The organism is Pseudomonas sp. VS40 (assembly GCF_018587885.1).
In the GTDB taxonomy this organism is placed as follows: Bacteria; Pseudomonadota; Gammaproteobacteria; order Pseudomonadales; family Pseudomonadaceae; genus Aquipseudomonas; species Aquipseudomonas pergaminensis.
In genome coordinates this window covers 152,386-172,636 of the sequence record NZ_JAGYWD010000011.1, presented here as the reverse complement: position 1 = coordinate 172,636, position 20,251 = coordinate 152,386, and the positions used below count along the sequence as shown (strand labels likewise).

20 protein-coding genes are annotated in these 20,251 nt (G+C 60.4%); 12 read left to right on the top strand and 8 right to left on the bottom strand.

Annotated elements, in window-relative coordinates:
* Together KHP07_RS26425 and KHP07_RS26420 are read left to right on the top strand one after the other, a co-directional pair.
* The coding region (locus KHP07_RS26425; protein WP_214498316.1) for a sigma-54-dependent transcriptional regulator at positions 1-1,329 on the top strand (1,329 nt) is incomplete at its 5' end.
* 26 nt (positions 1,330-1,355) lie between these two features.
* Positions 1,356-1,811 carry a YiiD C-terminal domain-containing protein gene (locus tag KHP07_RS26420; protein ID WP_214498315.1) on the top strand — a complete coding sequence of 152 codons (456 nt, stop codon included), beginning with the start codon at positions 1,356-1,358 and terminating at the stop codon, positions 1,809-1,811.
* 127 nt (positions 1,812-1,938) lie between these two features.
* On the opposite strand, the gene cysQ is transcribed toward KHP07_RS26420, so the two are convergent.
* Positions 1,939-2,775, bottom strand: a complete 837-nt coding sequence (cysQ, locus tag KHP07_RS26415; RefSeq protein ID WP_078046404.1) for a 3'(2'),5'-bisphosphate nucleotidase CysQ — start codon at positions 2,773-2,775, stop codon at positions 1,939-1,941.
* A complete protein-coding gene (nudE, locus tag KHP07_RS26410) occupies positions 2,772-3,338 on the bottom strand; it encodes an ADP compounds hydrolase NudE (protein WP_078046403.1) in 567 nt (188 codons plus the stop codon). The genes cysQ and nudE overlap by 4 nt, the downstream gene beginning before the upstream one ends.
* A gap of 87 nt (positions 3,339-3,425) precedes the next feature.
* Between nudE and yrfG the strand changes: the two genes are divergently transcribed.
* Positions 3,426-4,088: a GMP/IMP nucleotidase gene (gene yrfG / locus KHP07_RS26405; RefSeq protein ID WP_214498314.1), complete on the top strand. Its 663-nt coding sequence runs from the start codon at positions 3,426-3,428 to the stop codon at positions 4,086-4,088.
* Positions 4,089-4,196: 108 nt separating this feature from the next.
* On the opposite strand, the gene lysM is transcribed toward yrfG, so the two are convergent.
* Entirely contained in the window at positions 4,197-4,637 is a 441-nt protein-coding gene (gene lysM / locus KHP07_RS26400) for a peptidoglycan-binding protein LysM (protein WP_100491732.1), read from the bottom strand.
* Between the two features lie 132 nt (positions 4,638-4,769).
* Between lysM and KHP07_RS26395 the strand changes: the two genes are divergently transcribed.
* The 4 genes from KHP07_RS26395 (at position 4,770) to KHP07_RS26380 (ending at position 9,668) form a co-directional block, all read left to right on the top strand.
* A complete protein-coding gene (locus KHP07_RS26395; RefSeq protein ID WP_100491733.1) occupies positions 4,770-5,657 on the top strand; it encodes a LysR family transcriptional regulator in 888 nt (295 codons plus the stop codon).
* A 97-nt stretch (positions 5,658-5,754) separates the two neighbouring features.
* Entirely contained in the window at positions 5,755-6,594 is an 840-nt protein-coding gene (gene fdhD / locus KHP07_RS26390) for a formate dehydrogenase accessory sulfurtransferase FdhD (RefSeq protein ID WP_078046399.1), read from the top strand.
* A complete protein-coding gene (locus tag KHP07_RS26385; RefSeq protein ID WP_214498313.1) occupies positions 6,591-8,939 on the top strand; it encodes an FdhF/YdeP family oxidoreductase in 2,349 nt (782 codons plus the stop codon). Before fdhD ends, KHP07_RS26385 begins: the two co-directional genes overlap by 4 nt.
* Positions 8,940-9,188: 249 nt before the next feature.
* Positions 9,189-9,668, top strand: a complete 480-nt coding sequence (locus KHP07_RS26380) for a glycine zipper domain-containing protein (protein WP_078046397.1) — start codon at positions 9,189-9,191, stop codon at positions 9,666-9,668.
* 76 nt (positions 9,669-9,744) lie between these two features.
* Here KHP07_RS26380 and KHP07_RS26375 read toward each other — a convergent pair whose 3' ends face one another.
* A complete protein-coding gene (locus tag KHP07_RS26375; RefSeq protein WP_214498312.1) occupies positions 9,745-10,176 on the bottom strand; it encodes an acyl-CoA thioesterase in 432 nt (143 codons plus the stop codon).
* Positions 10,177-10,199: 23 nt separating this feature from the next.
* Positions 10,200-12,137 carry a RecQ family ATP-dependent DNA helicase gene (locus tag KHP07_RS26370; RefSeq protein ID WP_214498311.1) on the bottom strand — a complete coding sequence of 646 codons (1,938 nt, stop codon included), beginning with the start codon at positions 12,135-12,137 and terminating at the stop codon, positions 10,200-10,202.
* A gap of 163 nt (positions 12,138-12,300) precedes the next feature.
* Here KHP07_RS26370 and KHP07_RS26365 point away from each other — a divergent pair, with 163 nt between their 5' ends.
* Positions 12,301-13,362 carry a S8 family peptidase gene (locus KHP07_RS26365; RefSeq protein ID WP_214498310.1) on the top strand — a complete coding sequence of 354 codons (1,062 nt, stop codon included), beginning with the start codon at positions 12,301-12,303 and terminating at the stop codon, positions 13,360-13,362.
* A 64-nt stretch (positions 13,363-13,426) separates the two neighbouring features.
* Here the strand turns inward: KHP07_RS26365 and KHP07_RS26360 are convergent, their stop codons facing one another.
* The gene (locus tag KHP07_RS26360; protein WP_078046393.1) at positions 13,427-14,602 is read right to left on the bottom strand and encodes a tetratricopeptide repeat protein; all 1,176 of its coding nucleotides are present in this window, start codon (positions 14,600-14,602) and stop codon (positions 13,427-13,429) included.
* 175 nt (positions 14,603-14,777) lie between these two features.
* Between KHP07_RS26360 and KHP07_RS26355 the strand changes: the two genes are divergently transcribed.
* From KHP07_RS26355 to KHP07_RS26340, 4 genes are all read left to right on the top strand, one after another.
* Positions 14,778-14,948, top strand: a complete 171-nt coding sequence (locus KHP07_RS26355) for a YhfG family protein (RefSeq protein ID WP_003236014.1) — start codon at positions 14,778-14,780, stop codon at positions 14,946-14,948.
* Positions 14,948-15,547, top strand: a complete 600-nt coding sequence (locus tag KHP07_RS26350; protein ID WP_214498309.1) for a putative adenosine monophosphate-protein transferase Fic — start codon at positions 14,948-14,950, stop codon at positions 15,545-15,547. Before KHP07_RS26355 ends, KHP07_RS26350 begins: the two co-directional genes overlap by 1 nt.
* A 728-nt stretch (positions 15,548-16,275) precedes the next feature.
* Positions 16,276-16,632 (top strand): DUF1493 family protein, encoded by a 357-nt coding sequence (locus KHP07_RS26345; protein WP_078046390.1) that lies wholly within the window; start codon positions 16,276-16,278, stop codon positions 16,630-16,632.
* Between the two features lie 58 nt (positions 16,633-16,690).
* Positions 16,691-17,554 carry an EamA family transporter gene (locus tag KHP07_RS26340; protein ID WP_223204486.1) on the top strand — a complete coding sequence of 288 codons (864 nt, stop codon included), beginning with the start codon at positions 16,691-16,693 and terminating at the stop codon, positions 17,552-17,554.
* 57 nt (positions 17,555-17,611) lie between these two features.
* Here KHP07_RS26340 and KHP07_RS26335 read toward each other — a convergent pair whose 3' ends face one another.
* Together KHP07_RS26335 and hslO are read right to left on the bottom strand one after the other, a co-directional pair.
* Positions 17,612-19,153 (bottom strand): phosphoenolpyruvate carboxykinase, encoded by a 1,542-nt coding sequence (locus tag KHP07_RS26335; protein ID WP_078046388.1) that lies wholly within the window; start codon positions 19,151-19,153, stop codon positions 17,612-17,614.
* Positions 19,154-19,332: 179 nt separating this feature from the next.
* Complete coding sequence (hslO, locus tag KHP07_RS26330) at positions 19,333-20,235, bottom strand: Hsp33 family molecular chaperone HslO (protein WP_214498308.1); 903 nt, start codon at positions 20,233-20,235, stop codon at positions 19,333-19,335.
* Positions 20,236-20,251: the final 16 nt, after the last annotated feature.

Here is a 20,251-nt window from a genome sequence, read left to right as displayed (position 1 = left end):
CACCTGCGTCAGGCCCTGTGCCAGACCCTGGACCTGGCCGGGCTGAAAGTCCTGACCCTGGGTGAAGCCACCGGCCTCACTGCGCGCCTGTCGCGGGATTGGCCGGGCGTGGTGGTCAGTGACATCCGCATGCCCGGCATGGACGGCCTGGAGCTGCTGGCCGAACTGCACGGCCAGGACCCGGAGCTGCCGGTGCTGCTGATCACCGGCCACGGCGACGTGCCATTGGCCGTGCAAGCCATGCGCGCGGGGGCCTATGATTTCCTGGAGAAACCGTTCGCCAGCGACGCCCTGCTCGACAGCGTGCGCCGCGCCTTGGCCCTGCGCCGACTGGTGCTGGACAACCGCAGCCTGCGCCTGGCCCTCAGCGACCGCCAGCAATTAAGCACACGCCTGGTGGGGCACTCCCCGCAGATGCTGCGTCTGCGCGAACAGATTGGTGCCCTGGCCGCAACCAAGGCCGATGTACTGATCCTCGGCGAAACCGGCGCCGGCAAAGAAGTGGTCGCGCGCGCACTGCACGATCTGTCGAACCGCCGCAGCGGGCCCTTCGTGGCGATCAACGCAGGTGCCCTGGCCGAGTCGGTGGTGGAAAGCGAGCTGTTCGGGCATGAACCGGGTGCCTTCACCGGCGCGCAGAAACGCCGCATCGGCAAGTTCGAATTTGCCAACGGCGGTACCTTGTTCCTCGATGAAATTGAAAGCATGAGCCTGGATGTGCAGGTCAAACTCTTGCGCCTGTTGCAGGAGCGGGTGGTGGAGCGCCTGGGCGGCAATCAGCTGATCCCGCTGGATATCCGCATCATCGCCGCCACCAAGGAAGACCTGCGCCAGTCCGCCGACCAGGGCCGCTTCCGTGCCGACCTGTATTACCGCCTCAACGTCGCGCCGCTGCGCATTCCCCCGTTGCGTGAGCGCGGTGAGGATGCATTGATGCTGTTCCAGCACTTCGCCGACGAAGCCAGCAGCCGTCATGGCCTGCCGCTGCATGAACTGCAACCGGGCCAGCGCGCGCTGCTGTTGCGTCATAGCTGGCCGGGCAATGTGCGTGAACTGCAGAACGCCGCCGAACGTTTCGCCCTCGGCCTGGAACTGGCGCTGGACAGTTCGCCGGACAACCCTGCGGCAGGCGTGCTCACCTCCACACCTGGCGGCCTGAGCGAGCAAGTCGAGCAGTTTGAAAAGAGCCTGATCGCTGCCGAACTGACCCGCCCCCACGGCTCCATGCGCAGCCTCGCCGAAGCCTTGGGCGTGCCGCGCAAGACCTTGCACGACAAACTGCGCAAGCATGGCCTGAACTTCGCCAACCAAAGCGGCGATGACGAATGACCGCTCCCACCCGCCAAGAGGCCCCCATGAACCGCGACAGCCGTTACCTGGAATCCATCCTTCACCACGACATCCCCCTCACCCGGGAAATGGGCCTCAAGGTGCTCGACTGGCAACACGGCCAATTGCAGCTGCACCTGCCGTTGCAAGCCAACATCAACCACAAGAGCACCATGTTCGGCGGCAGCCTGTATTGCGGCGCGGTGCTGGCGGGTTGGGGCTGGCTGCACTTGCAGTTACGTGAAGAAGGTATTGAAGACGGGCATATCGTGATCCAGGAAGGGCAGATCAGTTATCCGCTGCCGGTCACGCGCGATGCAACGGTTGTGTGCCAGGCGTCGGAGGAAAAAGTGTGGAAGCGCTTTGTGGCAACCTACAAACGCTATGGTCGCGCACGGTTGACGCTGGAGACGTGGGTTGTGAATGAGGGCAGTGAGGAGCATGCGGTCAACTTCACCGGCCAATACGTCCTGCACCGTTAGAAACCACAACACAAAACCACTGTGGGAGCGGGCTTGCTCGCGAATGCGCAGGGTCAGTCGATACTTTCATCAGCTGACAGACCGCATTCGCGAGTAAGCCCGCTCCCACATTTGATCTGATGTGACCTTAAGATCTCGCCAGGTTTAGCAACCGCTCACGCCAAGCGGCCTTCGCCGGCAACGCCAGGAAGAATGGGTTCAACAACGACGCCCGCGCCGGATAGCTGAACGGCTCGCCACTCAACTCCACCACCTCGCCCCCCGCGCCTTCCAGCACGCCCTGGGCCGCCGCGGTGTCCCACTGTGACGTCGGCGCCAGGCGTGGATAACAATCCGCACTGCCCTCGGCCAACAAACAGAACTTCAACGAGCTGCCGATATTCGCCAGCTTCAACGCGCCCAGGCCTTCGCTCAGCCCGTCCAGCAGACGCTCCTGCTCCGGGCTGGTATGCCGACGACTGGCCACCACGGTAAACGACTCGCCCGCTGCCGGTGCTTCGCGCACCTGGATCTGCTTGGGGGCTTCATTCACATCCGAACGCCAGGCGCCCAAGCCGGCACCACCGAAGTAGCAACGGCCGCTGGTGGGCATCGACACCACGCCGAACACCACGCGGCCCTGTTCGATCAGGGCGATGTTCACGGTAAACTCTTCGCTGCCGGAGATAAATTCCTTGGTGCCGTCCAAGGGGTCCACCAGCCACCAGCGCTGCCAGCCGGCGCGTACGCTCTGGTCAATGTCAGCGTCTTCCTCGGACAGCACCGGAATGCTGGGGTCCAATGCAGTCAGGCCGGCCAGGATCAGATGGTGAGCGGCCAAATCCGCTGCCGTTACGGGTGAGTCGTCGGCCTTGGAGGTCACGGCCACGTCGGCGCGCCAGTAGGGCAGTATTACCTCACCGGCCTGGCGTGCCAGCTCAATCACAGGGGCAATAAACGGGTGGCCTAAAAACAGTTCGCTCATGCGGTAAACGCTCCTCGCTGGGTCAACAGGTCTCGTACCAGGTACAGCGCGGCCAAGGCACGGCCTTCGCTGAATTGCTCATTTTGCGCCAGCAACGACAGCTCACGCAGGTTGACCCGTTCCACACGCATCGGCTCAGGTTCATCGCCTTCCAGGCGTTCTTCATAGAGATCGGTGGCGAGGACCACCTGGATTTTCTGACTCATGTAGCCAGGCGACAGCGACAGCTCGGTGAGGTGCTCCAGCTGACGTGCGCCATAGCCTGCCTCTTCCTTGAGCTCGCGATTGGCCGCTGCCAGCACGTCTTCACCCGGCTCGATCAACCCCTTGGGCAACGACAGTTCATATTCGTCGGTACCCCCGCAGTATTCTTCCACCAACAATGCATGGTCTGCATCGATCATTGCCACGATCATCACCGCGCCGTAACCGGCACCGCGGCCCACCAGGCGCTCGTAGGTGCGTTCAACGCCATTGGAAAAGCGCAATTGCACTTCCTCCACGCGGAACAAACGGCTACTGGCGACTATTTCGCGGGCGAGGACGGTGGGTTTCTGGCGCATAAGCGGCTCCTTGGCGTGATCGGGTTACTATACCGTGGCTTTTCCGATTGTCTGTGTCGGATATCTTTACTTACATGAGAACACCCCATGCCCTCTTTGCCCTGGCACGCCATCGACACTGTCCTGCTGGACATGGACGGCACCCTGCTCGACCTGCATTTCGACAACCACTTCTGGATGGAACACCTGCCTCAGCGTTACGCCGAGCTGCACGGGGTGAGCCGCGCCATGGCCGAGATGGAGCTGCAGCCGCTGTTCGAGCGTAACGCCGGACAGTTGCAATGGTATTGCCTGGATTTTTGGAGCACGGAGCTGAAGATCCCGGTGCGCGAACTCAAGCTGGAGACCGCCCACCTGATCGCGCTGCGTCCGGATGCGGACACGTTCCTGGCGGCGATCAAACAGGCCGGCAAGCGCGTGATCCTGATCACCAATGCTCATCGTGACTCGCTGTCATTGAAGTTGGAACGCATTGAACTGGCGCCGTATTTCGAGCGGTTGATCAGCTCCCATGACTATGGTTTCGCCAAGGAAAACCCTCAGTTTTGGGATGCCCTGCAAGCCGACATCAACTTCGACCCCGCCCGCAGCCTGTTTATCGACGACACACTGCCAATACTGCGCAGTGCTCGGGATTTTGGCGTGGGGCATCTGCTGGCGGTAAAGGAGCCGGACAGCAAGAAGGGGCCAAAGGACACGGCAGAGTTTGCAGCGGTAGATGACTATCGCGACCTCATTACCGGGCTCTAAACCAATGTGGGAGCGGGCTTGCTCGCGAATGCGGTGTATCAGCAACACATCCAGTGACTGACACTCCGCTTTCGCGGGCAAGCCCGCTCCCACATTTTGCTCTGCGTTTTACTCAGGAATACGCAGTGTCTGCCCTGGGTAGATTTTGTCCGGGTGTGACAACAGCGGCTTGTTAGCCTCGAAAATCTTGTTGTACTGGTTGGCGTTGCCATATACCGCCAGGGAAATCGCGCTCAGGGTGTCACCCTTCTTCACCACGACGAAACGGGCGGCGGCTACGGCCGGGCCGGATACGGTGATCTGGTCATCTACACTGGCTACACCGGCAATATTACCTGCCGCAAGCAGGACTTTTTCTTTCTCTTCCTGACTGGCAACTGTCCCCGTAAGCGTGACCTTGTCACCGTCGACGGTGGCGTGCACGTCTGGATTGCCCAGGCCGACTTTCTCGATATGTTTCTTCAGGTCCTCACTCGCGTTGGCGTTGCCCGGAGTCAACAGGTCAATCAACTTCTCGCCCGCTTCCTTAACAAAGCTAAAAATACTCATGGTGCGCTCTCCTTGGGATTTGATTTCCAGATGCCCAAGACTAGACCAGTCCTACAGACTTGGGTTCCAGCCCGACCAAAGACCCAAACGCGCTAGAATCCCCCCGCCATTGGAATAAGCCCCGGAGCGAAGATGGACATCAAACAGCTGAAATTCCTCATCGCCCTCGACGAGACCCGTCACTTCGGCCAAGCGGCGGCGCGTTGCCATATCACCCAACCGACCCTGTCGATGCGTCTGCGCAGCCTTGAAGAAGAGCTGGACCTGCCTCTGGTCAATCGTGGCCAGCGCTTCGAGGGCTTTACGGCACCCGGTGAACGGGTGCTGGCCTGGGCACGCACGGTGCTGGCGGCGTACGACGGATTACAGGCCGAAGCGGCAGCCTGTCGCGGCAACCTGGTCGGCACGTTGCGCCTGGGCGTGGTGCCGCTGTCGAGCTTTGATCCTTTGGCATTGATGCAGCAACTGCATAAAGAACACCCAAGCCTGCGTTTCGAGCTTTCGGCACTCAGTTCGGAGCAGATTCTGGAGCAACTGGCGAGCAATCGCCTGGACCTGGGCGTGTCCTACCTGGAGCGTTTGGACACTGAACGCTTCGACTCGCTGGCCCTGGGCGAAACCCGCATGGGCCTGCTCTACGACCAGCGCTTCTTCAGCTTTGGTGACACGCCCCTGAGCTGGGAAGCGCTGATCGAGTTGCCATTGGGCATGCTCACCAGCGGCATGCACTTTCGCCAGTCCATTGACCACAACTTCCACAGCCGTGGGCTCAACCCGCAACCGTTGTTGCAGACCGATGCCGTCCATCAGTTGTTGCAAGCCGTGCACGGAGGCCTGTGCTGCGCCGTCATGCCATTGGACGGCGGCCTGGACGCACTCACCGAGCATCTGCGCCTGCAGCCGATCGAAGACGCCCATACCCTCGCGCGCCTGGGGCTGATCATGCGTCGCAGCGCACCGCGATCGGCATTGGCCGAGGCGTGTTTTGCGCTGTATCAGAAATCGCAAAACGAACCTTGATCGACGTCATCTATCGGTAGATCAGTACTGGCAATTAGACGCGACGCTTTGTCGCGCCTAGTCTAAACACTGATCAATCCGTCGGTGGTACTGCCTCATGAACGCCAAGCGCCCAATCTGCGCGGCGCCCGCTCTCGAAACGCCTGCGCCCGCCGCCAGCCAGAGCTACCAGTATTGCAATCTTGAACACACAGAATCTGCCAGCACCGCGCTGGCGGAAGAAGTGGCGTTGGCGATTGCCTATAACGACATCAGCCAAGCCGTGATGTTGGTGACACCGACGGACCTGGAGGACTTTATTGTCGGCTTCAGCATTGGTAGCGGCATTATCGCCGACGTTAGCGATATTTATGACCTGAAACTCAGCGGTTCGGGCTCAGCCCAATTTGCTCAGGTGCAGATCTCCAGCCGCGCCTTCTGGAACCTCAAGCAGCAGCGCCGACAGTTGGCCGGCACCAGCGGCTGCGGTTTATGTGGCGTGGAAGCCGTTGAACAGGCCCTCCCAGACCTCCAGGTATTGCCCGGCGCGCCTTTGCCGCCCGCCGAATGGCTCGATGGCTTGCGTCAACGCATCAGCGCCTTTCAGCCCCTAGGTCAATACAGCGGCGCCGTACATGCGGCGGTGTTCATGAACGGCCAGGGCGAATTGCTGCTGGGCCGCGAAGACATCGGCCGGCACAACGCCCTGGATAAATTGATCGGCGCCTTGATCCGCCAAAAGATTCCGACCGAAGGCGGCCTGGCGATTGTCACCAGCCGTTGCAGCCTGGAGTTGATCCAGAAAGTCCTGCGAGCGGGCATCCAGACCCTGGTCAGCCTGTCGTCACCCACCGGCCTGGCCCTGCAATGGGCCCGCCGGCATAACCTCAATCTCATCCACCTGCCGCAGAAAAGTGCGCCGCGGGTCTACAGTCCTGCGATGGAGAATCAGCCATGAGCCAGCACCACCAAGCCGACCAAACCCCAACCCCGCGCTACAAGCCCTACAAGGGCCCGGCCGGCGGCTGGGGCGCACTGATCAGCGTGGCGCAGGCCTGGCTGACCAGCGACAACGCGCTGAAAAACCTGCGCATGATGCTCAAGACCAACCAGAACGGTGGCTTCGACTGCCCTGGCTGCGCCTGGGGTGATTCGCCGGAAAGCGGCATGGTCAAGTTCTGCGAAAACGGCGCCAAGGCGGTGAACTGGGAAGCCACCAAGCGTCGCGTCGACGCGGCATTCTTCGCCAAACACAGCGTCACCGCCTTGCTGGAGCAGAGCGACTATTGGCTGGAATACCAAGGCCGCCTGACCGAACCGATGCGCTATGACGCCGAGACCGACCGCTACAAACCGATCAGCTGGGAAGCGGCCTTCGACCTGGTCGGCAAGCACCTCAATGCCCTGCCCAGCCCGGACATGGCCGAGTTCTACACCTCGGGCCGCGCCAGCAACGAAGCGGCGTACCTGTATCAACTGTTCGTGCGCGCCTACGGCACCAACAACTTCCCGGATTGCTCGAACATGTGCCACGAAGCCAGCGGCGTCGCCCTGGCGCAAAGCGTGGGCGTCGGCAAAGGCACCGTGACCTTTGACGACTTCGAACACGCCGATGCGATTTTCGTCTGGGGCCAGAACCCCGGCACCAACCACCCGCGCATGCTCGAACCGCTGCGTGAAGCGGTTAAACGTGGCGCTCAGGTAGTGTGTATCAACCCGCTGAAAGAGCGCGGCCTGGAACGTTTCCAGCATCCGCAGCACCCGCTGGAAATGCTCACCAACGGCGACAAGCCGACCAACACCGCCTACTTCCGCCCGGCGCTGGGTGGCGACATGGCCATCCTGCGCGGCATGGCCAAGTTCCTGTTGCTGTGGGAGCGCCAGGCCGAGGCCGAAGGCAAAGAGGCCGTGTTCGACCACGACTTCCTCAACGAACACACCGCCAACGTGCTGGATTACCTGGGCAAGATCGACGACACCTCTTGGGATGAAATCGTCGAGCAGTCCGGCCTCACCCTGGTCGAGATCGAGCAAGCGGCGCGCATGTACGCCAAAGGCAAGAACGTGATCATGTGCTGGGCGATGGGCATCACCCAGCATCGCCACTCGGTGCCGACTATCCAGGAAATCGCCAACCTGATGCTGCTGCGCGGCAATATCGGCCGCCCTGGCGCCGGCCTGTGCCCGGTGCGTGGCCACAGCAACGTGCAAGGCGACCGCACCATGGGCATCAACGAGCGCCCACCGGTGGCCTTCCTCGACGCCCTGGAGCGTCGCTTCCAGTTCCAGGTGCCGCGCGACAATGGGCACAACGTGGTTGAAGCAATCCACGCCATGCTCGAAGGCCGCTCCAAGGTGTTTATCGGCCTGGGCGGCAACTTCGCCCAAGCCACGCCAGACAGCCCACGCACCTTCGAAGCGCTGCGCAGTTGTGACCTGACCGTGCAGATCAGCACCAAGCTCAACCGCAGTCACCTGATGCACGGTAAAGACGCGTTGATCCTGCCATGCCTGGGCCGTACCGACATCGACATCCAGGCCGAAGGCCCGCAAGCGGTGACGGTGGAAGACTCGTTCAGCATGGTCCACGGCTCCAATGGTCAGCTGCAGCCGCTGTCGAAACTGATGAAATCCGAGCCGGCGATCCTGGCCGGTATCGCCGCGGCGACCCTGGGCAGCAAACCGGTGGACTGGAATTGGCTGGTGGCCGACTACAGCCGCATCCGCGACCTGATCGCCGACACCATCCCGGGCTTCAAGGACTTCAATGAGAAGATCAAGAACCCGGGCGGCTTCTACCTGGGCAACTCCGCGGGCGCGCGCCGCTGGAACACCCCGTCGGGCCGCGCCAACTTCCGCCCGAACATCCTGCCCAAGGACCTGATCCACGAACGTACCCATGCCACCGGCCGCGTGCCGGACCTGATCATGCAGTCGATGCGCTCCCATGATCAGTACAACACCACCATCTATGGCCTGGACGACCGCTATCGTGGGGTCAAGGGCCAGCGGGATGTACTGTTCGTCAACGAAGCCGACATCATCCGCCTGGGCTTCAAGCCTGGGCAGAAAGCAGACATCGTGTCGTTGTGGGAAGACGGCCGTGAGCGTCGCGTGAAGGGCTTTACCCTGCTGGCGTTTGATATTCCGGCGGGGCAGGCTGCGGCCTACTACCCGGAAGTGAACCCATTGGTACCACTGGAAAGCACTGGGGATGGCAGCCACACGCCAACGTCGAAATTCGTTGCGATCCGCCTGGAAGCGGCGAGCGACAATGGCTTGATCATGGCGCGTTCAGCCTGATTACCCAGCCGGCTCCTGCAATCAGCGCTCCGCTGCAGACAGCCGGTCAGAATTCGGGCACAAAAAAGGCCGCTTTTGCATAAAAGCGGCCGTTCCGAAGTAGTTAAAGACTCACGAAAACGACTTAAGTTCCCCAGCCAAAACAGTAACTTAGCGAATTGTGTACAACTCGTGTTACTGGTCGGATTTCTATTGTCACAATCTCAACACAGCCTCAGGATCGCGCCGTCATCCTCTTGAGGTCTCTCTATGAAGTTCTCCTCGATTCTCTTGTTGTCCCTTGGCCTGGTCAGTGGCGCAGCCATGGCCGGTGGCACCACCGAAGCCGGTGTGGGCGGCGCATTGGGCGGGGTACTCGGTTCGGTTGTCGGCCAGCAGATCGGCGGCAATACCGGTTCGGCCATTGGCGCAGCCCTGGGCGGCGCAGGCGGCAGTGCGGTCGGTGCCGACAAGCGCAGCCGTGGCGAAGCGGCCATCGGTGGCGCCCTGGGCGCAGCAGGCGGTAACGTGGTCGGCCGCAGCATGGGCGGCAATACCGGCAGCCTGATCGGCGCAGCCGCCGGCGGTGGTGCAGGTGGCGCGCTGGGCAACTACATGGGCAACAAGAGCGATGACGACGACCGTCGTTCTCGCAGCCGTGACAACCGTCGGTATGACCGCGATGATCACCGTGGCCGCGGGCATGCCTATGGGCATCGCAAGAACAAGCACCACTACCGTCACCGGTAAGGTCTAAAGAACAACCACTAACAATGTGGGAGCCCGGCTCCCACATTGGTGTTCACCACCGCCTGCAAAAAATGCGTCAGGCCACCAATCGCTGCAACGCCTCGCGTAACCCGGCAGGAATCGTCACCGGCTGATTCGACCCGCGATCCACAAACACATGCACAAAGCGCCCCGCCGCACAGGCCTCTTCTTCGCCGGCCTTGAACACCGCCAACTCGTACTGCACTGAGCTATTGCCCAATTTGCCGACCCGCAGGCCGACGTCGATGCGCTCGGGAAAGGCAATCGATGCAAAGTAGTCACACGCCGAACTCACCACAAATCCCACCACGTCGCCGTCATGGATATCCAAACCGCCCTGTTCGATCAGGTAGGTGTTCACCGCCGTGTCGAAAAAGCTGTAGTAGGTCACGTTGTTCACATGCCCATACACATCGTTGTCGTGCCAGCGCGTGATGATCGGCTGGAAGTGTGGGTAGTCGGCACGTCGTGGCACTGAGTCAGGCATCGGGGTCATCTCATGAAAGTGAGTTACAGGTCGTCCAAATGGGCCTGGGCCCACTCGCGCACCTCGGCGTACGGGTAATCTTCCAGCGCAGCAAAACCCGGAATGCCCCGTGCCTTCAGCTTGGTAAACAACGGCACGCTGATCCCCCCGAGGAAACGCGTCAGGCGGTCCGCCCCAGGCAGTTGGCCGGTGTGTTCATGATGCCTGTGGATAAAATCACCGCACAGCCCCATAAAGTTTTTATCCACAAGCGGCGGCAAGCCAGGCGGTGGAGGCAGGTGCGCAACATGGCCATGGCACACCGAGCAATGCCCGCAACGCTGGGATGCATGCGCATCGCCAAAGTACTGCGCCAGACGCTGCCCCAGGCAATGTTCGGTAGCGAACAGATCGAGCATGGCGTGAATCCGCGCGACTTCCCCCACCTCGTGTTGCTTGAAGCCTGCGTACAACGTTTCGCTGAGCACCTGCGGATCAAAATCGGTATCCAGCAGGCTGTAGACCTCAGTCATCTGCTTGCTTTCCAGCTCGATCAGGCCTTGCTCCTGGAAGTAATCCAGCGCCTTCACCACCCGATTACGCTCGGCATTGTGCTGTTGATAAAGCGCGTCGAAATCCACCGTCGCCCAAGTCTTTGCCCGTTTGCACACTTGGATGATGGCCGCGACAAACTGCTGCCGCTCGCCGGAGAAACGCGCCAGCAGCGCCTCGGGTTCGATCAGGTATTTGAAGCGGTACTCGGCGTAAAACGCATAGCGCGGCGCAATCACGCCCCTGAGCTCCAACTGCACCAGCAGCGTCTTCAGGGGCAGCTCGCGGATATTGCTGTGGTCCGACAGCGACCTCAGCAGGAACTCCCACTGCCCCTCACTGCGCGCCGCCTGCAACTCATCCAGCACACGGTGGATACCCTCCTGCTCGGGCGTATCACCGTACACAAAGTTTTCCAGCACATTGAGGCTGTCGCGATTGGCCAATACCAGGCAGTCGGACGGCTGCCCATCACGCCCCGCACGGCCGATTTCCTGGCTGTAGTTCTCGATGGACTTGGGCAAGTCAAAGTGCACGACGTTGCGAATGTCACTTTTGTCGATCCCCATGCCAAACGCGATAGTCGCGACGATGCAATTGGAGCGCCCACCCATGAAGCGCTGCTGGATGCCCTCGCGTTTATCGTGGGGCGAACCGGCATGGTAGGCCTCGGCCTGGATGCCGTTGCGATTCAGGTGCTCGGCGATCTGCTCGGCGGTTTTTTGCAAGGTGACGTAGACAATGCTCGGCTGGTTGGCGCGCTCGCTCATCCACTGCACCAGGCGCCGACGCTTGTCGGCACCGCGCACCGGCTCGACCAACAGGTTGAGGTTGGGCCGATAGAAGCCTGTGGTGACCACATCGTCCGGCGCAATGGCGAACTTCGCCTGCATGTCGGCAATTACCTTGGGCGTGGCTGTAGCTGTCAGCAGCAGCGCTTGTGGGATATTGAACTGACGCTGGTAGTCTGGCAGCTTCAAATAGTCCGGACGGAAGTTGTGGCCCCACTCGGAAATACAGTGCGCCTCATCCACCACCAACAGCGAGAGCTGCACACTTTGCAGGAAGTTACGGAAACGCTCGTTCTTTAAACGCTCCACCGAAATCATCAGGATCTTCAACTCGCCCGAACGCGCACGGGCCATCACCTCGTTGGCCTCATCACGACTCTGGGCCGAATCGATACTGCCCGCCGAAATGCCATGGCGCTGCAAAAAGCCAAGCTGGTCCTGCATCAACGCCAGCAACGGTGATACCACCAGTGTCAGGTGCGGCAGTAATACCGCTGACAGTTGGTAGCACAGCGACTTGCCCGATCCAGTTGGAAAAATGGCGGCCGCCGAGCGGCCTGCCAATACGGCGCTGACGGCTTGCTCCTGGCCCAAACGAAACTGTGGATAACCGAAGACCTGTTGGAGGGTGTCGTGCATAGGCTGTCACTCCGTTGACCGCTGAAAGAATCAAAAACATAGATCAGCGATCGAGAATAGGTCAGGGATAAACGCTACAAACTGATACAGAGAAAACCAGCAAGCCCGCGCAAAAACGAAGACAGTAGCACGCTTGATCACCTACCCCGACAAGGAGTCGTGAATGCCACTATGTCCCCCGACCAAGCTGCTGTTTTCACTGCACCGTCTCATCCTGTGCACGCTGCCCTTGCTACTGCTGGGCTGTGTGTCCACCCCCGCCCCAATGCCTGCCGAACCGGACACCCGCCGCTTTGAAACCGCCGAATACCTTGCGCAAAAAGCCCTGCCTATCGTCAAGGCATCCTCCCTCTACGCACGGGGCGGCACCGGCCAAGGAGTGAGGGTTGCGCTGATCGACTCAGGCCTTAACCTTGAGTTGCCCGAGTTCAACGGGCGCGTGTACGACCCAGGCTATGACTTCGTGCGCCAGCAACCTGGCACCGTCGATGTCAAAGGCCACGGCACGCAGATGGCCGGTATTCTCGCCGCGAACAAGAATGACCAAGGCATGCATGGCATTGCCTTCAACGCCCAGCTGATTCCCATGCGCTTCGGTGATGACAAGGAGCCGTTCTACTTTGACAGCGAAATAGCCCAGGCCTGGGACCTCGCCTATTCCAAGGGCGCACGCATTTTCAGCAACTCATGGGCGAATCCCATTGAAGCCAACACCAACGAAGTGCCCATCTATGAACGCCTGATGGGTGACTCGTTGGCCGTGGCGAAAAAACGAGTGGCCGACGGCGCGGTGTTTGTTTTCTCAACGGGCAACGAGGTCAAGCGTGAGCCGCTGGCCGAGCCCGGCCTGCCTGCATTGGTGCCCGAACTCGAGAAGGGCTGGATAGCCGTCATGGCACTCAAGAACGACGGCACGGCCATCAATCTCAAGTCCAACTATTGCGGTCTGGCAGCGCGCTGGTGCATCGCGGTGCCCGGGGGGGACGGTGGCGCAGGGCTGTTGACCACCCAAAAGGACGGCAGCTACGGGCCCACCGCTGGCACCTCGCCGGCTGCCGCGTTGGTGAGTGGCGCGCTGGCGGCATTGCAAAGCCGTTTTCCGGACATGACGCCGCAACAAATTCGTGAGCGCCTGCTCAGTACCGCGAATCGAACAGGCATCTATGCCAACAGCGAAGCCTATGGCCGCGGCCTGATGGACCTGGACGCAGCCTCTCGCCTATAGCCGTGCTCCAAACAAACAACGCGCCATTGGGGCGCGTTGTTGGTGGAGGGCTTATCGCTGCTGATCAGCGATTCTGCACGCGCTCAATCGCTGTGTCATACACCGGATTGGCCTTCTGCTCCTTGGCCAACTGGTAGTGACGCAACGCATCGGCGAACTGCCCCGCCGCTTCGTAGATCCGCGCAATGTTGTAGTAGGCACCCGCACGCACCGTCGCAGCGTTTGCGCCGGTCGCCAGGGCGATGGCCTTGCGGTTGGCCCAGATAGACTCGGCAGTGTTGCCGGCCTTCTGATACGCCAGGCCCAGGTTGCCGTAGGCCTTGCCGAAACCATTGTCCAACTCGATCGCCTGGCGGAAGAGGTCGATGGCCTGGTCGAGGTTACCCGCCTGGTAGGCCGCTTCACCTTGGACGTTCAGACGTTTAGCGTCGGTTTGTGCGGAAGAACTGACTGCGACGGCGGTGACCGCCACGCTGTCGTCCAGCAACGGCTTGACTTCGTTCAGTACATTCGCGGCATTCACGGTCACACCGCTGAAGGTGTTGATGTCCTGGAAGTCGCCGCTGCCGGTCATGCGGAACACGGTCCACAGGTTGCCGCTACGGTTTTTCGGCACGTAATAGGTACGCACCAGCGATTGGCCCATGTAGACAAACACTTTGGCTTCGCTGCTGGACAATTGGCGTGAGCCTGGATTGCCGCCGTTGCTGAAGTCATGCACGGCATACACGTAGCTTTCGCCGTAGTGTTTTTTCTGCAGGGTGATGGTTTCCGGGCCGTAGCTGTCGGTGTCATCCACATCCAGCTCGGCGTCGGTGCCGTTCTTGTTCTCGAAGTAGATGTTATTGCCGGGGAAAATCATGTGGGAATCGAGGTCACGCGGCGTCTTGCCCCAGGTCAGCACCACGCGCAGGCCGTCGAGGTTTTCCATCACCGGGCTGATGGCGTACGTCATGCCTGCGCACGGGCATTTCACCACCAGGTTGGAGTAGCCGGGCTTCTTGATGATCAGCAGATTGGTGGCGTCGTCAGCCGCTTCGCTGGTCAGCGTGACCTGGCCTTGGGCGTTGGTGCGGCCCACCACGTTTTGTGCGCCGTTACGCTGCAGCAGCACTTCGGCGTCAGCGATTTTCTGGTCCTTGACCACGGCACTGAGTACTTCAATCGGCAATTGCTCGGCCTGGGCCGAAAAAGCCATCGCACACAAAGACATCGCCGAGGCGACACGCAGCAAACCCATGCTTAACTCCCTTTAAGTAGTGGGCGAAATCGCCCTACAAGATTTTGCGGTGAAACATACGCTGAAATCAGGCCGGTGGCGGTTTTTTTGCGCAAAATGTGACGTGGTTTTTATCCCGCCTGCACACTGAAGCATTGCGCTACAATCAAACCTTGCCACCCAGGAGTACGCTGCAATGAGCGAACTGACGTTTGAGCAAAAACAGGATCATTACCACAAGATCCGCCGTTCCAATTACCTGGCCAGCCTGCGCCTGGAAGGGTTCGACACCCAACCGGCCGACGTCGACAAACCCCTGCCGACCCGCGAAGCCGTCCTCGCCAAGTACCGCAACACCCCACGCTGATGCTCGACAAATATGGGGTGGGCCAGGACCCGTACTGCTACCCCGGTAGCAGCGTCCTGCGCAACCGCCTCGACCTGCTCGACGCTGCGCGCCTGCACCAGGCCGAGCGGGAGTTGTCCGAAATCGCCGTAGGCAGCCTCCCCCTGTTCCCACCGCCCTACGACCTAGACCGCCTGCAACATATCCACCGCACCCTGTTCGGCGATATTTACGACTGGGCCGGTGAGTTACGCAGCGTCAACATCCAGAAAGGCGACACCTTGTTCTGCACCCCGGAACGCATTCCACCGGAGGCGGCTAAAATCGTCCGGCACATGGAAGAGGCGAACTGGTATGTCGGCGCGAGTCAGGCCGAGTTGGTCAGGCAGATTGCCGAAGCCTACGGCGACCTCAACGTCATCCACCCTTTCCGCGAAGGCAATGGCCGGGCGCAGCGGATTCTGTTTGAACAGATCATCGTGAATGCGGGATTTTCGGTGAACTGGTGGTTGGTGAAACACGCGGCGTGGGTACCGGCGAATATTGACGCGGTGGCGTGTGACTACCGGGGGCTGGAGTCGATTTTTGAGCGGTGTGTGAGTCGGCCTGTCGGTGCTTGAGCGAATTACAAACGGTTAGATCGTACGACGATTCAACATGCCTGCGACTACGTCGCATCAGGCAACATTTCCATACCCGGCACACCGTCTCGCGGGCACGCCGACGCCCACAATTGCCCAGTTTTGCCTGCTGAGTCGCTGCCAAGCCACAAATGCCGGAAACCGTTGTAAGAAACCTCCACGCACTGCGACATCCTCTTCCCAAACTGCACAAAACAGCCGCTCACCCCCCTATAGAAATTACCCACAGCTGAATGAAAATAGCGCTCTCACCACTGTCTCGGCAAAAACACCGTGAACTTACAAAAGACTCAATACATCAGCCAATACGGGATCACCTTCATAGTGGGCCGCTTCACCGTGATGCCCCGCGATGCACGCGCTGCTCTTGGCTTGCTAGATGCAAAGACTTCAGCGTTCATGCCTCTCAATGCACGTGCATTTAAATGAACCATAGTGAATGGCTTTACCTACAAGCAGCGCTGTTCTTTGCCCTCCATCTACTCCTGTATTTCAAAATCACTGTCTGCACGCTCAGAAAGCGTTTCGCCGCTACCTTCATCGTAACGGGGTTAGTCCTGTTGTTGTGGCGACCCCACGTGGCCATCCTCAACATCCAGCTCCTACCTCTGGCCCTAATCTTGATAGGCTTGGCACTCTTCATCACTCGCAACAAATTCCGCCACAGGCGCATTAAGCCCCCTCAACTACTCCTGCGTGCCCCCACCATGAACCTCGCCCCCAACCTCCCCGAAGACCCCGTCATGCAGCAACTCCTGCAACTGCTGCATGAAGAAATCGGCCTGCCGAAACACAAGACGATCCGCCTGCAAACCTCACTCAACTTCGACCTCGGCTGTGACGGCAGCGACGCCAAGCAACTGATGGAAGCGCTGGAACAGGCATTTGCCCTCGACCTGGGCGACTACGACACTTATCGTTACTTCAACCCGCCGGTGTTCGATGTGTTCCTCAAACGCCGGTCCAAGGGGCGCGGCGAAAAAGTGCCGCTCACCATCGGCATGCTTTACCTGGCCATCAAGACCCACAGCTGGGACACGCAGACGCTGGAAAACCTGAGCTGACACGCCGCCCCTTGCAAGCCGGGTGCCTACAGGAAATCAAGCCTTCAAAGGACCTTACATGGACGTAACAATGGGCCTGCTGGCTGCCCTGCTCTGGGGCGGCACGGATTTTCTCGTGGGTCTCAACGCCCGCGCCGTAGGCGTTAAACGTGCGGTTTACTTCGGGCAAGCGTTGGGGCTCCTGATCATGACCCTGCTGCTGGTCATGCTTCCAAGCTTCCTGTTCAAGTCGCTCGAGGCCCCACTGAGCGCCTGGCTGTTGGGCATCGCTGCGGCCTTGCTCACCGTGTCCGGCGCCCTCGCCCTGTCCAAGGCCTTCGCATTGGGCAAGGCCGCCATCGTGGCGCCGCTGGTGACGTCCTACGGCGTCGTCACCACACTGCTGTCCTGGGCCAGTGGCGAACACATCAACCTGACGCAACTGGGCTGCATCGCCCTGTGCGTCATCGGCGTGACCCTTTCCAGCCTCCACAAGGACAACGGCGTCCCCCACAACAACCCACGCCTGTCCATCGCCTACGCCATGCTTGCCGCCTTGCTGTACGGCACCAGCTTCTGGCTGCAGGGCCGCTACACACTGCCGGCGCTGGGGCCGATCACCATGCTGTGGCTGGGTTACCTGGTGGGCCTGTGCGTACTGGTGGTGATGGTGCTTAAGATCAAGGACGGCCTGAAAATCCCACCGCTGAAAAACTGCGCGACGTTGACGGGGGCGAGCTTGATGAACCTGGGTGGGTTCTCGGCGTTCTCGTGGGGCGCTATGGCGGGGTCGGTTTCAGTGGTGACGGTGATCAGTACGTTGTCGGGCGGGATTGCGGCGATTCTGGGCTTTGTGTTTTTCAAGGAACGGTTGTCGGCGGTGCAAGCGCTGGGGGTTGTGCTGGTGCTGGTCGGCGCCGTGGTCTTGCATATCGCCGACTAATATTGCGCCCACAAAAAAGCCGCCCACTAGGGGCGGCTTTTTCACAACGCTCGAAGCTTACAACTTAGGACCCGCAGCCTTGATCGCATCGCTCACTTCAAACTTCTTGAAGTTTTCGATGAACAAGCCCGCCAGCGCCTTCGCTGCTTCGTCGTAGGCAGCCTTGTCGGCCCAGGTATTGCGTGGGTTCAACAGGCCAGTCTCGACGCCTGGTACAGCCAGCGGTACGTCGAGGTTGATGGTGTCGAGGTGTTCGGTTTCTGCACCGATCAACGCGCCGCTCTGGATCGCTGCGATCACGCCGCGAGTGGTCGGGATGTTGAAGCGCTTGCCGACGCCGTAGCCGCCGCCGGTCCAGCCGGTGTTGACCAGGTAGACTTTGGAGCCGAAGCCACGGATGCGCTTGATCAGCAGCTCAGCGTATTCGCCAGCCGGACGCGGGAAGAACGGTGCGCCGAAGCAGGTGGAGAAGGTCGACTTGATGCCGCCGCCGGAACCCATTTCTGTCGAACCCACCAGTGCGGTGTAGCCGGACAGGAAGTGGTAGGCCGCTTGTTCTTCGCTGAGGATCGACACGGGCGGCAGTACGCCGGTCAGGTCGCAGGTCAGGAAGATCACAGCGTTTGGCTCGCCGCCCAGGTTCTTCTCGGAACGCTTGGCAACGTGCTCAAGTGGGTAGGCCGCGCGGCTGTTCTGGGTCAGGCTGACGTTGGTGTAGTCGGCGTGCTTGGCGTCGTCGATCACGACGTTTTCCAGCACCGCGCCGTGCTTGATGGCTTTCCAGATGACCGGCTCGTTCTTCTCGGACAGGTCGATGCACTTGGCATAGCAACCGCCTTCGATGTTGAACACCACGCCTTCACCCCAGCCGTGTTCGTCGTCACCGATCAGGTAACGGCTCTCGTCGGCGGACAGGGTGGTCTTGCCAGTGCCCGACAGGCCGAAGAACAAGGTCACGTCGCCTGCTTCGCCAATGTTGGCGGCGCAGTGCATTGGCAGTACGTCGGAAGCCGGCAGCAGGAAGTTCTGCACCGAGAACATGGCTTTCTTCATCTCACCGGCGTAACGCATGCCGGCGATCAGGACTTTTTTCTGTGCGAAGTTGAGGATCACGCAACCGTCGGAGTTGGTACCGTCACGCTCTGGCACGCATTCGAAGTTGGCCACGTTGAGCACTTGCCACTCTTCACGACCGGCCGGGTTGTACTGGGCCGGGTTGATGAACAGGCAACGACCGAACAGGTTCTGCCACGCAGTCTGGGTGGTCATTTTCACGGCCAGGTAGTGGTCTTCGGCAGCCCCTACGTGAACATGGGAAACGAAATGCTCTTGCGCGTTGTTGAACGCCTCGACGCGCGCCCACAGGGCATCGAACTTGTCGGCCGGGAACTTGCGGTTGATCGGGCCCCAGGCAATGGAGTCCTGGGTGGAAGGCTCTTCAACGATGAAACGGTCGACTGGCGAACGGCCGGTACGATGACCGGTTTCGACAACCAGCGCGCCAGTATCGGCAAGCACGCCTTCACCGCGCTGCAGGGCTTCTTTGACCAGATCGTCAACACTCAGATCGGTGTATACGGCGTTATTGGCTTGCGTCATGAGGTTCCCCGTCGGCCTATGGCCGAGTGCTCCAAACGTTTTGTAGTAGAAAGTTGCGCACTACTACCGCGAAAAAAGTGGGCCGGATTATGCCAGAAAAGCCCAAAAAGAGTAGGGCCCTCCCGTCAGAACAGCGCTAATCCGGCATTTGTCAGGTGATTCACCTGTGCTTAAACGTTTTAGTGGCGGGTGTCGGAAGGGGTGTCGATGCCTGCACCGGCGAACAATTGGGCTACATCAGCCGCGTCGAACAGATAGCGCTGGTTGCAGAACTGGCAGTCGATCTCGATATGGCCACCATGCTCCACGACCAATTCCTGCGCATCTTCCAGGCCCAGGCTAGCCAACGCGTTCGCCGAGCGCTCGCGGGAGCAGCTGCAATGAAAGCGCAGGCTCTGTGCGTCGAACAGCCGCACGGCTTCTTCGTGGTACAGACGGTGCAGGATGGTTTCGTTGTCCAGGCCCAGCAGCTCTTCAGCCGTCAGGGTGCCGGCCAGGGCGGTCAGCTTGCGCCAGCTGTCGGTGCGTTCATCGTCATCCTTGATGCGGTCGGCCGGCAATTGCTGCAACAGCAGGCCACGGGCGCGCTTGCCGTCGGCGTTGAGCCAGAACTTGGTGCCCACCTGCTGGGACATCACGAAATAGTTGGTGAAGCAGTCAGACAGGGTTTCGCCGTCCAGATCGACGATACCCTGGTAGCGCTGGCCTTCAGTCGGATCGACGGTAATCGCCAGCACGCCGTTGGCCATCAGGTCGGACAAGGTCGCGTCCGGAGCAATCTGATCGGCGTCGTAACGGGCCAGCCCACGGATTTCACGCTCGCTGGAGCATTCGATCATCAGCATCGGCACTGGCCCTTCGGAGCGTGCCTGCAGGATCAGCAAACCGTCGAACTTCATGGTGCCTACCAGCAACGCTGCCGCCGCCATCAACTCGCCGAGCAGTTGTGCGACCGGCTCCGGATAGGGGTGCTTGGCGAGGACTTCGGCATAGCTGCGCTCCAGCGAGACCAGTTCGCCGCGGGCGTCGGTCTCGTCGAAGATGAAGCGTTGGGTGAAGTCGGTATCCGGTAGATCAGTCATAGGTCTGGGTATCTGA